This window comes from Simiaoa sp. (assembly GCF_051972595.1).
GTDB classification, from domain to species: domain Bacteria; phylum Bacillota; class Clostridia; order Lachnospirales; family Lachnospiraceae; genus Acetatifactor; species Acetatifactor hominis.
Genome location: NZ_JBOKRY010000029.1, coordinates 23,711 through 36,347, shown reverse-complemented (window position 1 = coordinate 36,347; position 12,637 = coordinate 23,711). Strand labels below are relative to the sequence as shown.

Annotated in this window: 10 protein-coding genes and 1 other annotated feature (1 of these 11 only partly in view); of the genes, 7 read left to right on the top strand and 3 right to left on the bottom strand. The window is 48.1% G+C overall.

The features are described 5' to 3' along the window. A partial coding sequence (locus tag ACTRDR_RS10575; RefSeq protein WP_440527420.1) for an SPL family radical SAM protein occupies nt 1-842 on the bottom strand: 842 nt, incomplete at its 3' end. A gap of 190 nt (nt 843-1,032) precedes the next feature. Here ACTRDR_RS10575 and ACTRDR_RS10570 point away from each other — a divergent pair. After that, nucleotides 1,033-1,974, top strand: a complete 942-nt coding sequence (locus ACTRDR_RS10570; RefSeq protein WP_440527418.1) for a glycoside hydrolase family 113 — start codon at nt 1,033-1,035, stop codon at nt 1,972-1,974. Between the two features lie 63 nt (nt 1,975-2,037). Continuing rightward, nucleotides 2,038-3,126: an SGNH/GDSL hydrolase family protein gene (locus ACTRDR_RS10565; protein ID WP_440527417.1), complete on the top strand. Its 1,089-nt coding sequence runs from the start codon at nt 2,038-2,040 to the stop codon at nt 3,124-3,126. Here the strand turns inward: ACTRDR_RS10565 and ACTRDR_RS10560 are convergent. After that, nucleotides 3,123-4,037, bottom strand: coding sequence for a BRO-N domain-containing protein (locus ACTRDR_RS10560; RefSeq protein WP_440527415.1), 915 nt, complete (start codon nt 4,035-4,037; stop codon nt 3,123-3,125). The genes ACTRDR_RS10565 and ACTRDR_RS10560 overlap by 4 nt on opposite strands. Nucleotides 4,038-4,068: 31 nt before the next feature. Next, on the bottom strand, nt 4,069-4,452 hold the full coding sequence (locus ACTRDR_RS10555; protein ID WP_176863733.1) for a hypothetical protein: 384 nt from the start codon (nt 4,450-4,452) through the stop codon (nt 4,069-4,071). Between the two features lie 182 nt (nt 4,453-4,634). On the opposite strand from ACTRDR_RS10555, the gene ACTRDR_RS10550 reads away from it, so the two are divergent. The 5 genes from ACTRDR_RS10550 (at nt 4,635) to ACTRDR_RS10530 (ending at nt 12,548) form a co-directional block, all read left to right on the top strand. Further along, nucleotides 4,635-5,594, top strand: coding sequence for a peptidoglycan recognition protein family protein (locus ACTRDR_RS10550; protein ID WP_440527413.1), 960 nt, complete (start codon nt 4,635-4,637; stop codon nt 5,592-5,594). Nucleotides 5,595-5,769: 175 nt separating this feature from the next. Next, nucleotides 5,770-6,423 carry a ribulose-phosphate 3-epimerase gene (gene rpe / locus ACTRDR_RS10545; RefSeq protein ID WP_440527424.1) on the top strand — a complete coding sequence of 218 codons (654 nt, stop codon included), beginning with the start codon at nt 5,770-5,772 and terminating at the stop codon, nt 6,421-6,423. Nucleotides 6,424-6,552: 129 nt separating this feature from the next. After that, nucleotides 6,553-7,116, top strand: a complete 564-nt coding sequence (locus ACTRDR_RS10540; protein ID WP_440527411.1) for a phosphatase PAP2 family protein — start codon at nt 6,553-6,555, stop codon at nt 7,114-7,116. A gap of 47 nt (nt 7,117-7,163) precedes the next feature. Further along, a complete protein-coding gene (locus tag ACTRDR_RS10535; RefSeq protein WP_440527422.1) occupies nt 7,164-10,793 on the top strand; it encodes a glycoside hydrolase family 2 TIM barrel-domain containing protein in 3,630 nt (1,209 codons plus the stop codon). 6 nt (nt 10,794-10,799) lie between these two features. Beyond that, on the top strand, nt 10,800-12,548 hold the full coding sequence (locus ACTRDR_RS10530; protein ID WP_440527409.1) for an alpha-amylase family glycosyl hydrolase: 1,749 nt from the start codon (nt 10,800-10,802) through the stop codon (nt 12,546-12,548). Between the two features lie 68 nt (nt 12,549-12,616). Beyond that, nucleotides 12,617-12,637: a binding site (T-box leader), on the top strand; it runs 243 nt beyond the window's last position.

Sequence of the window (12,637 nt, the reverse complement as noted above, 5' to 3'; positions counted from 1 at the left end):
TATCTCTCGGGGAATTCATGCAGGTAAGTAAAGCATTCCTTCGGGGAACACAGCATACCATTCGCTGTGCAGGTGTTTTGAATCAGTGCCATTAGTTCTTTTGTGTGAGGGCTGGGAATATCATAAGCATTCCCATAAGTACTGACATATTTTTGTCGGATGCCGGGGAAATCACGATCCAGCGCCTGATAGAAATATTCCCGGTCACCTTCCCGCAGCGTGACACCAACATCAAACACCAGGATCCCCTGAACTCCTGCCTGCAGGCAATAATCAAGTAATCCTTCTATATTCGCCCTGGTATCGTTAATAAAAGGAAGAATCGGTGTCATCCACACAAAAGTCGGTATTCCCAACTCTTTACATCTCATCAACACTTCAAAACGTTCTCTCGTAGTAGACACATTCGGTTCAAGCTTCCGGCACAGCTCCTCATCATAAGTAGTGAGCGTCATCTGCAGCACTGCCTTGGCTTTCCTATTGATAGATTGCAGCAGATCCAGATCACGAAGCACCAGATTGGATTTTGTGAGTACCGTGACACCATATTCATATCGATCGATCAGTTCCAGACACTTCCTGGTCAATTGGAGTTCTTTTTCAGCGGGAAGATAGGGATCACACATAGCACCTGTACCGATCATGCACTTGTGCCGTTTTGAACGTAATGCCTGTTCAAGCAGTTCCGGCGCATTCTCCTTCACTTCAATATCTTCAAAGGCGTGTGTAAAACCGTAACATTTGCTGCGGCTGTCACAATAAATGCAGCCGTGGGAGCATCCGCGATAAATATTCATTCCGTTATTCTGAGATAAAATCCCCTTCGCCTGGACAAAATGCATGGCAATATTCTCCCTCATTTGATTGTATAACTTTATTTTTATATTAACATAGGAAAAGTGAGAAAACAAAAATAATTTTAACTAAAATTAAGCTAAAATAGCTAGCTAAATAAAGATAATAATGATACAATACAAGAACGGAGATTGGAAAAGCTTTACGATAAAACAATTATGGAAAGGAAAACTATTGATGCAGAAATTTGGTACAGAAAAATTTCATGGGGTGAATTTTGCGGTATTTCCGAACAAAGGATTACTGGGATCTGGAGAAGCCAGAAAAAGTATGGAAGAAATGGTACGGAGAATCCATGCCAACTGGGTGATATTCACTCCCTCGGGGATGCAGGAGACCCCTTATAGTGAAGAGATCCATTTCGATGGGGAGAAAAGCTGCACGGATGAAGAACTGTGTGATATGATTCGCTTTGCGCAGAGTCTGGGATTAAAGGTGGCATTAAAGCCTACCGTGAATTGTGACAACGGCGTCTGGAGAGCAAGGATAAGCTTTTTTGATCATGATGTTCCCTGTGAACCGAAGTGGGGCAACTGGTTTGAAAGCCATATTGCTTTTCAGAAGCATTACGCACAGATCGCACAGCGCACAGGGTGTGAATTATTTCTTACAGGCTGCGAGATGACGATGACAGAGCACCGGGAGACGGAGTGGAGAAAGCTGATCGCAGAGGTCCGCACAATATATGACGGGCCTGTCGGTTATAATTGTGACAAATACGGGGAAGATCATATTATATGGTGGGATGCAGTGGATGTGATCGCTTCCAGCGGATATTATCCTATCGATGATTGGGAGAATCAGTTGGATCGTATTGAGAAAGTGGTTCGAAAATATCAAAAGCCTTTTCTGTTCTCGGAAGCAGGATGCATGAATATTCATGGTTCCGCGCAGGTGCCAAATAACTGGGAACTGCAGGGTAAAGAGGATGATGCGGAACAGGCAGACTGGTATCTGGCAATGTTTTCTGCCTGCGAAAAACGGGACTGGGTAAAAGGCTTCGGAATCTGGGACTGGCCGGGAAGTATGGAATGGAAGAGCCCTTATGCAGTCTGCGGTCGCCCTGCGGAGGCTGTGATCGCAGAAGAATACAGCTGTCGTGGCAAGAACCGGAGATAAGAGGGCGGAACAGCGAAAATCAGAACGACAGATAAAACAATGCACAGGGAGGTATGGCAGAAAATGGAGCAGCCAACAAAGACAGTCAGTGTAGCAGCATTGCCGCAGGTACGGGTGTTGGGACGCACCACGGGAACGGACGAGGTGAATTTATTCTGGACAGGTAGCGGAATAGAATTTATCTATACCGGCAGTGAATTTCAGGTGGAGGTAAATGCCGATTACGACGCTTATGAACCGTGGCTTGCGGTGGAACTGAACGGCGTGCAGATCAGTAGAGTTCCATTAAATAAAGGGAAAAACGAAGTGTGCCTGTTCCGGGGGATGACGGTAGGAAAACCGAAGCATGTACGGATACTGAAGGAAGTACAGGCAATGCATCAGGATCCCGGGCATCTGTTACAGATTGTGGGATTGCAATATGCAGACGGTGAATTCCTGCAGTTGCCGGAGCCGAAGTACCGGCTGGAATTTGTGGGAGACAGCATTACCAGCGGGGAAGGTACGGTGGGAGCCGTCTATGAGGAAGATTGGATCAGTGCCTTTTTCTCTGCGGAAAATACGTATCCCCGTATGGTGGCAGATGCATTATCCGCGGAGTATCGTGTGGTATCCCAGAGCGGCTGGGGAATTGTCACCGGATGGGATGGAAATGTGGAGAATAAGATTCCTTCGTTTTACACACAAGTCTGTGGATTGCTCACTGGGGAGAGGAATGCTTCTTTGGGAGCGTTGCAAGACTATGATTTCGAGGCATGGCAGCCAGATGCGGTCATTATCAATCTGGGAACCAATGATGCCACAGCAATTCAGTCCGCAGCGGAACTGGGGCAGGAATGGGCAGGAACACGGGACATAGAAGAAGTTAAAGAGATCCTGACAACAGCTATCTGCGATTTCCTGAAAGTAGTGCGGAACAGCAACCCCACAGCACAGATCATCTGGGGGTACGGTATGCTGGGAGACAACTTCTTGTCGGTGATCCGTGAAGCGGTGGAAAGTTATGCCAAGAACACTGCCGATTCCCGGATTCACTTTTTACAACTCCCCGACACTACACAGGATACCGTTGGCAGCCGCCTACATCCCGGCGTGAAAGCCCACCGCAACGTGGCACAGATACTCGAGGAGTATTTGAAGAAGATTCTTTAGTCACTTTTCACATTAGAATTCGTCTGATCGATTTCCAAGGCGGGAGGATCTGAGGCATTTAGGGGAGAGATTACACTCTGCCCTAGCTGCCGCTCCAGGTCCAGACGGGCATTTCGGGCAATGGTACCGCCATCGATAGCTACTTTTTTGCTCTCTTCCATGCCGTTTGGATTTTTTACCTTGGAAATAGCAGTGGCGGATACTTCTGCCAGCTGATTTAAGGTCAGTTCCAGATTGGTCATATTATCCCGCAGGTTTTCATTATGGAGATTTTTATGCCTCTTATATTCCTGGACGGTTTTCCCAGACCAGGATTTGGTAAGGATATTGGTCAATGCAGCAAATTCCCGGGAAGATTCTATGCCGGAACGTTTCCATTCCGCAGTCAGATCATCACGAATACTTTTGGACTGAAGGCGTTCTTTGATCCAGGCATCGGTGTAACCTTTGCGGCGGTAATATTCCATACCGCGATCTAATGCTTTTTCGGGATCTGCCATTTCTTCCAACCGTTCCGTTCCCACCTGAGCAAGCCATAATTTAAAGGGCTCAGCTTTTTTGGAAGGGATGGATTGGATAATGCGCAAAAGTTGTTCTGTAGTAGCACAATCGGTAAGACGCATTTTTCCATCGGAGGCTTTCATTTTCAAACGTACACAATTTGTGTACGTTTCATTACCTTCTTGCTTAAGGCGACTTTTAAGCATATTCCAATAATTTTTGGGATTTGTACTTTCAGTCAAAACTGCAACAACATCAATAATAGAAAAATACCATTCCTCTTCCTGCGAATTCCAAACCTTACGGATACCATCATTGAAAAATTCAAAATCGCCTGTATTTAATTTATTGTCATCCAATTCCATAGGAACAGTGGTATCTTTTTCTTTGTCATAGTAGTAGAAAAACATAAAATATCCCCCCTCTTTTTGTAAACATAAACTATTCTTCCGTATAAGGCGGAATCTGTGCCAATTCTTCCATTCGCTCGACAGCCTTACCTCGTCCTACAGAATTTAACATGCCATAGTATTTTATCAGTCGGGCAAGCGCTTTGTCTGAAGAATTTTCTGAATTTTCAATGGGAAGAAAAGCAATTGGAACAGCCTCTTTTTTGGGAGCTATCAATCCGACAGCCAGACTCTCCGTATCAATGTTCAGTTCCTGCGTAATCTTCATAATATTAGAAATGTTGGCTTTGGAAACTCCTCTTTTTAAGATGCTGTCTAATGTTGTCCACGGCATATCTATAACTTCACAAAATTTACTGAGATTTCCATATTTTTTAATAATCAGATCTTTTAATTCCTGTTCAGTACTGCCCATGAGAAAATCCTCCTTTTGCGTCTACATGATAACATCATGCTAACGATAAATCAAGATATATCACGAAAAAACATGAAAATGATTTTCTTTATAATTTCTTAAGAAAAATGTGACGTAAAATGTGACAACTCCGCGTTATATTGAAACCCATAGAAAGTAATTCATTTGGAGGGGCTGGCAATATGACGCAGGAAAATCGTTCAAGCAGACAGGCAGAGATCCATATAACGCAGATGCGGAGAAATCCGTATCTGGTGGATTATCAAACCGGGAAAAATACGAGCAGACATACAGGAAGGCACACAGAACAGTCACAACACAGCACACCTGCAATGTCTCAGGAGGGCACAAGGACAAGAACATATCCTCAGCACAGTGTAGCGCCCCGGCAGGAAGATAGACACCGACTGGCGAGGGCGGAGAGACAGCGTCGCCGCAGACGGGCAAGAATCCGCAGATATATCCGGATGACTCTGCTTAGTGCATGCATTTTGGTAGGAATCATCGCGTTGACAAAGCTTCTGAGGGTGCCTGCCAGTACCGCGGAAGCCAGTACACCGTTGGAAGCAATAGACACGGTGCAGCAGGTGGGAAAAGAGATTGAGAATACCACAGGGACCGGGATCCAGGGACTGTCAGCGGAGACTTACGCAGCGCATCCTGACTGGACGGAGGATTTCCTTACGGTCAATGAATATTCCAGACCGGGAGATCCTTTGACGGAGGTGAATAACATTTTCGTGCATTATACTGCCAACCCCGGCACCAGTGCGGCACAGAACCGCAGCTATTTCGAACAGCTTAAGGACAATCATGAGCGCAGTGCCAGTGCGCATTTCATTATCGGCTATAACGGGGAGATCATCCAGTGCGTTCCTCTGGATGAGATCGCTTACGCGGTACAGACCCGTAACGAGGATTCCATCTCTATTGAATGCTGCTATAAGGCGGACAACGGACAGTTTACTCAGGAGACCTACGATTCTCTGATCAAGCTGTTAAAATGGCTCATCGATGCCTATGACCTGCAGCCTGACGATATCCTCCGCCACTATGACTGCGGCGGCAAAAAATGCCCCATCTATTACACGGAGCATGAGGATGCCTGGGACCGGTTAAAAGAGGATGTCAAAAATCTATAAAGAATTACGTGATCACATGATACAAAGAGAGGAACTTTTCCCGAAAGGAAAGGTTCCTCTTAGTTTATCTTGTTTTAAGAATGCAAGTTTGTTAGAATAGACGCATACGGAATACGATTTCCTTGTCAAGGGAAAAAGTGTTGCAGACAAGGCCCTAAGGGCAGAAATGAGGAGTATCATGAATATTTTATCACCTTCAATTCTTTCGGCGGATTTCTGGAAGCTGGGAGAGGATATCAAAGCTGTGGAAGGAGCCGGCGTGCCCTGGCTGCATGTAGACGTGATGGACGGACTGTTTGTGCCTTCGATCTCTTACGGAATGCCTGTTTTAAAGGCAGTAAGACCTCATACGGACATGTTTCTCGATGTACATCTGATGATCGAGAAGCCGGAGCGCTATGTGGAAGAGTTCGCTGCCTGTGGCGCGGATCTGGTGAATTTCCATCTGGAAGCAACAGAGGATGTGAAGGGTTGCATTGATAAAATACGTGCCACCGGAAAAAAAGTCGGCATTACCATCAAACCCGCCACCCCGGCAGAGGCAGTGGAGCCTTACCTGGAACTGGTGGATATGGTACTGGTGATGACCGTGGAGCCCGGTTTCGGCGGACAGAAGCTGATCCCGGAATGCCTGGATAAGGTAGCGGTGATCCGGAAAATGATCACGGACAGAGGACTGGCTACCGATCTGGAAGTAGATGGCGGCATTAATCTTGACAACGTAGCGCTGGCACTTGATGCGGGAGCTAATGTTATCGTGGCAGGTTCTGCTGTATTCAAGGATAACATCGCGGCCAATGCGAAGGCGTTCATAAATAAATTGCAATAATATCGAGAAAACGATTGCCTGCGTAGTGACGGAAGGCATAAAAGCGTGAATGCCTAGTGGAAAGCATAGACTGCCGACAGACGGTGACGTAAGGACAGACAGCCGTCTGTGAATGGAGAAGGGAGCAATATGGAGTTACAGATATTACACACAATACAGGGAATCCATCAGGAGTGGCTGACGGAGGTCATGCGTCTTTTTACCACCATAGGAGAAAGCGGGCTTGTATGGATTGCCATCGCCATCGTCCTGACATGTATACCGAAGACCAGAAAATGCGGTCTGACTATGATGATCGCAATGGCTATTACCTATCTGGTGGGGAATCTGTTTCTGAAAAATGTGATCGCCAGACCCAGACCCTGCGCAGTCGACAACAGTGTCATATTGAAGATCCCGTTTCCTTCTGAATATTCGTTCCCTTCGGGACACAGCTCCAATGGATTCGCCGGTGCAGTGACGATCTTCTGCTATTATCGCAGAGCAGGACTCTTAAGTCTGCTCATGGCGGCACTTATTGCATTTTCCAGACTTTACTTCTTCGTTCATTACCCGACGGATATCCTGGGTGGAATCTTATTGGGGACGCTGGATGCGCTGTTGGCGGTCTGGCTTGTGAAACATCTGGAGAACCGGGCAGATGCGCAGTCTGGATCGAACGCAGATAAAACCGTACGCGTGCAGGAAAAATAAAATAATGGGACAGAAACCGGGATCAGACAGAAAGGGCAAAAACGGTGATGAACAGCAGAACGTTATGGAATGATAATTGGTATTTTGCCAAAACGGAATTAGGTGTGAACTGGGAAGACAGGCAGATTTGGGAAGCCAAAATGCAGCGGGTGGATCTGCCCCATGACTGGTTGATCTATGATACGAAGAATCTCTATGAAGACAGCATCGGCTGGTATCGGAAGAACTTTGCCTATGCCCCGGTTAAAACAAAAAATGATGACCGTGTCATCCTCCGCTTTGAAGGTGTTTACATGGATTCTTCTATTTATGTAAACGGTGAGCACCTTGGTGACTGGAAATACGGCTATTCTACCTTTGACTGGGATATTACGGATGCTTTACATGAGGGAGACAATGAAATCGTTCTGCGTGTCGTATTTCAGGCGCCCAACAGCAGATGGTACAGCGGTGCCGGAATCTATCGGAATGTGTGGATGACCCGGCTGCCGGAGACACATATTCCTCTGGACGGCATTTATACTTCCTCTGTGGAAACGGAAAAAGGCTATGATCTGACCATCGATACCGAGCTGGAATGGGGAACGGACAGCGGAAATTATGAGCTGGAATATTGCCTGTGTCAGGCTGGGGACAGCAAAAGACTGGCAGAAGCGGAAGCAGAAAGTCCGGAGATTTTCCGGGTAAAACAGCCTCTCACCTGTGGACAGAACAAGATATCCATAACGATCCCTGTGGATAACCCGAGGAAATGGGACATTACGGATCCTTATCTGTATGATCTACAGGCATGCCTGTGGAGAAACACACCGCAGGAAACCGGTAGCGTGGAGACGACTGGTAACAGTGCGTCAAAGGGCACAGAACAACGATCGGTGCAGGAGACCAACAGCCGGGAACTATGTCAGCAAGAACATTTCCGTATCGGCTTCCGCACCATACAATTTGATCCCGACAGGGGCTTTTTATTAAATGGCAGGAAGATCCGCCTGAACGGTACCTGTGACCATCATGACCTCGGAGCATTGGGAGCGGCTTTCCACAAGGAAGCCATGCGTCGTAAATTCAAACTCATGCGTTCCATGGGCGTTAATGCTCTGCGGACTTCTCACAACATGCCGGCGACAGAAGTGATGGAACTGGCGGACGAGATGGGATTTCTGGTATTGTCCGAAGCCTTTGACATGTGGGAGATGGCGAAAAATCCATATGATTACGCCAGATTTTTCAAGGATTGGATGGAGAAGGATGTCCGCAGCTGGATCCGCAGGGACCGCAATCACCCCTCTGTTATCATGTGGAGTATTGGCAACGAGATTCCGGATACTCACGCGGATGCCCATGGACAGGAGATCACCGGAAGCCTCATTGCTGCGGTTAGAAAGTGGGACTACCGTAATGTGGCACCTGTGACCATCGGTTCGAACTATATGCCATGGGAAAATGCCCAGAAATGTGCAGATATCGTGAAGCTGGCGGGATATAATTACGCAGAAAAATATTATGAAGAGCACCATAAAAAGTATCCGGACTGGATCATTTACGGAAGTGAGACTTCTTCTGTCGTACAGAGCCGCGGCATCTATCATTTCCCGCTGGATCGGGCGACACTGATCGAAGCAGACGAACAGTGCTCCGCTCTGGGCAACAGTACTACCAGCTGGGCAGCCAAAAATACGGAATACTGTATCATTATGGACAGAGATACCCCCTATTCCTGTGGACAGTTCATCTGGACAGCCATTGACTACATCGGTGAACCGACACCTTATCAGACGAAAAACAGCTATTTCGGGCAGATGGATACAGCGGGATTTCCGAAGGATTCCTATTATCTCTTCCGCGCAGAGTGGACAGATGTTGAAAAAGATCCCATGATTCATGTCTACCCTTACTGGGATTTCAATCCGGGGCAGCAGGTGGATGTGCGGATCACCAGCAATGCTCCGGAGGTGGAACTGTTCGTAAACGGTGTATCACAGGGAAGACAGCAGATCGATCATGAAAAGGGAACGGTGTTGCAGCCTTCCTGGAAAGTACCTTATGTGCCCGGCAGCATCTGTGCTGTGGCTTACGATGAGACCGGCAGAGAGATCGCAAGGCAGGAGAGACATTCCTTCGGCAACACCGATCATTATGTATTAAAAGCAAGCAAAACCACTCTGCGTGCCGATGGCGAAGATATGATCTTCCTGGAGATTGCGGCAGAAGATAAGGACGGGCATCCCGTGGAAAATGCTTCCGATTATGTGAGAGTGACCGTGGAAGGTGCCGGAAGACTGATAGGGCTGGATAACGGTGACAGTACGGACTACGATGCCTATAAGGGAACTATCCGCAAGCTGTTCCAGGGGAAGCTTCTGGCGATGATCGCTGCGAAAACAATCCCCGGAGAGATTCGCGTGACCGTGGAGGACGCATGGACAGCCACGACAGTAGTCAAGACTCCGGACAATGCAGCTGCCGGACGCCGCACGGCGACAATGACGCTGCATGCTATCGAAGCACCGATCCGTCCCGGTATCTGTGCAACGGAAGAAAACAGAGAATATCCGCCTGCCTTCGTGGAACCCGGATTCGTGCCGGTACGCAAGCTGGAACTGAGTGCAGCCGCAACGACGCTGACACCGGAAAACCCTTCTGTACTGCTGCATACCCGTATTTATCCTATGGAAGCCACTGACCGTAAGCTTCTGTGGAGCATTACGGATGCCACAGGTATTCCCAGCCCGATCGCGAAGCCGGAAGAGCTTCCGGACGGCGAAGGCATCCGTATCACAGGCATCAGTGACGGAAGCTTCCAGGTGAGATGTATGTCCTGCAACGGTACCCCTTCTGTGAAAATGATCTCACAGCTGGAGTTTCAGGTGGAGGGAATGGGACAGACGTTTCGGTCACCTTATGAACCGGTTACTGCTATTTCCTACGACACAAGCTTTGGCGGGGACGTGAGCCGCGGTGTGGAGAACAGTGCAGGAACGGATAAAGCACAGCCTACGGGCCTGGTTTATAGATCCGTAGATTTCGGCGAATTCGGAAGTGATGAGATCACGCTATCTATCTTTGCGAATGATAATGATCCTCACAGAATTCAAATCTGGGAGGGAGAACCCGGGGAGAATGCATCCGGATTCGGAGAGACGGGAGAACTTGTTGGAGAAGTCACCTATCAGAAGCCCAGCATCTGGGAGGTCTTCCAACCGGAGACATTTACACTGTCCCGGAGACTGAAAGGCGTGGTAAATCTGACAATTGTGTCGGAAGATAAAATTTTCCTGAAGGAGTTTCATTTTACCAAACAGGAGAAAGCTTATGCGAGACTGTCTGCCCTCACAGACGGCGTTATTTATGGAGACAGCTTTGTAAGAACCGCGGATGCCATTGAACAGATCGGCAACAATGTCTCCCTGGAGTTCAGTGATATGGATTTTGGAACGGAAGGAACTGACAGCATCGTCATATGCGGCAGGACACCTCTGCAGCACAATACGATACAGTTACGATTCAGTAATGGGGAGACGCAGGTACTACCCTTCCCGCACAGTGGGGCATATCGTGAAATGCGATTCCCGATACAGAAAGTGACGGGAGAACAGAAGGTGACATTTGTATTCCTGCCGGGATGTAATTTTGATTTCAAATGGTTCCGGTTTGAAAAAAGTGGATCGGAGGAGTAAGAGAAAATGATGAGCAGATGGAACAGAAAATTATGGGCATTGATACTTGCAGCAGGGATGACGGTATCTCTGGCTGCCTGCGGAGGAAGCGACCAGGCAACAGGCAGTGCGTCTGCGGGTACACAGGATGGAACTGCCACCCTACAGAACCAGAGCACGGACGGCAACACTGACAACACAGGCAGTGCTGTATCGTTAGCGCAGGATGCCCGGGCGTTACAGATCATAGACGACAACTACCGCACCTACTACGAGCTTTTTGTTTATTCCTTCTATGACAGTGACGGTGACGGCATCGGCGATCTGCAGGGAGTCCTGGACAAACTGGACTATCTGAATGATGGCGACGATACGACGGATACGGACTTAGGGATCAACGGCATCTGGCTCATGCCGGTAATGCCCTCCACGACCTATCATAAATACGACACTACGGATTATGAGAATATCGATCCGCAGTATGGTACTCTGGATGATTTTCAGAAGCTGCTGACAGCCTGCCATGACCGTGGGATCCGTGTGATCCTGGATCTGGCGATGAACCATTCTTCCAGCAGGCATCCATGGTTTTTACAGGCAACGGAGTATCTGAAAAATCTGCCGGAGGGAGCACAGCCTGACCCCTCAGAATGTCCTTATGTAGATTATTACCATTTTTCAAGGGAAGCCCAGAGCGGATATGCGCAGGTAAATGGGACAGACTGGTATTATGAAGCAAGATTCTGGGACGGCATGCCGGATCTGGATCTGCAGAACGAAGCGGTGCGCCGGGAATTTGAGCAGGTGGCGGACTTCTGGCTGGATATGGGCGTGGATGGTTTCCGCCTGGATGCGGTGAAGGAATACGTCACCGGCTCTGTGGAAGACAATGTCGAGATTTTAAGCTGGTTTGCCGATTATGTCCATGGCAAGGACCCGGAGAATTATCTGGTGTGTGAATGTTGGACAGATCAGAATACCTATGCGCAATATTACGCGAGCGGCGTGGACAGCATGTTTGATTTTACCTTCGCTGACAAGTCCGGAATCATCGCAAATGTGGTAAACGGCAAGGCATCCGCGGCATCCTATGCAAAGAATCTGGAAGCGGAGCAGGCTATGTATGCGCAATACAATCCGGATTACATCAATGCCCCTTTTTACACGAATCATGATATGGGGCGGAGCACAGGCTACTATGCCGGGGAAAACAGTGAGGCACAGACGAAGCTTGGCAATGCCCTGAATCTGTTGTCCGGCGGAAACGCCTTCCTTTACTATGGGGAGGAACTGGGGATGAAGGGTTCCGGCAAGGATGAGAATAAGCGGGCTCCCATGTACTGGAGCAAGGATGACAAAGCGGAAGGCATGTGCAAGGGACCTGCGGATATGGAAGATTTTCAGATGAAATTCGACAGTCTGGAAGAGCAGCAGGAGGATCCGGATTCCATTTACAATTATGTAAAGCAGGCGATCCGTATCCGGAACCAGAATCCCGCTATTGCCAGAGGCAACACCACTTATCTGGAGCAGTATTCCGGCGAGCAATGCTTTGCATTGACAAGAAGCTATGAAGACAATACTTTATTACTGTTGGGAAATACCTCTGCGGAGTCTGCAAGTGTGGATCTGACCGGACTTACCGTTGGAGATACCGCAGCAGAGGATATGGTACTGCTTGGAGAGCTTTATACCGGAGAGGAGAGCGCCAAACGCGAAGGAACTGCGGTCACGCTTCCGGCATATTCTGTTTTGATACTGGGGGAAAAAGAATAACTGCAATGAGCAGTAATGAGACAAAACTGCATTGACAGTCCGGATTTCCTGTGCTACTGTAAGAATACGCAAATGCAATGAGGAAGAGA

Coding starts and splice junctions, on each gene's coding strand:
- ACTRDR_RS10565 (WP_440527417.1), top strand. CDS start 2,038: ATGGAGCAGCCAACAAAGACAGTCAGTGTAGCAGCATTGCCGCAGGTA.
- ACTRDR_RS10560 (WP_440527415.1), bottom strand. CDS start 4,037: ATGTTTTTCTACTACTATGACAAAGAAAAAGATACCACTGTTCCTATG.
- ACTRDR_RS10555 (WP_176863733.1), bottom strand. CDS start 4,452: ATGGGCAGTACTGAACAGGAATTAAAAGATCTGATTATTAAAAAATAT.
- ACTRDR_RS10530 (WP_440527409.1), top strand. CDS start 10,800: ATGATGAGCAGATGGAACAGAAAATTATGGGCATTGATACTTGCAGCA.
- ACTRDR_RS10550 (WP_440527413.1), top strand. CDS start 4,635: ATGACGCAGGAAAATCGTTCAAGCAGACAGGCAGAGATCCATATAACG.
- ACTRDR_RS10570 (WP_440527418.1), top strand. CDS start 1,033: ATGCAGAAATTTGGTACAGAAAAATTTCATGGGGTGAATTTTGCGGTA.
- ACTRDR_RS10540 (WP_440527411.1), top strand. CDS start 6,553: ATGGAGTTACAGATATTACACACAATACAGGGAATCCATCAGGAGTGG.
- ACTRDR_RS10535 (WP_440527422.1), top strand. CDS start 7,164: ATGAACAGCAGAACGTTATGGAATGATAATTGGTATTTTGCCAAAACG.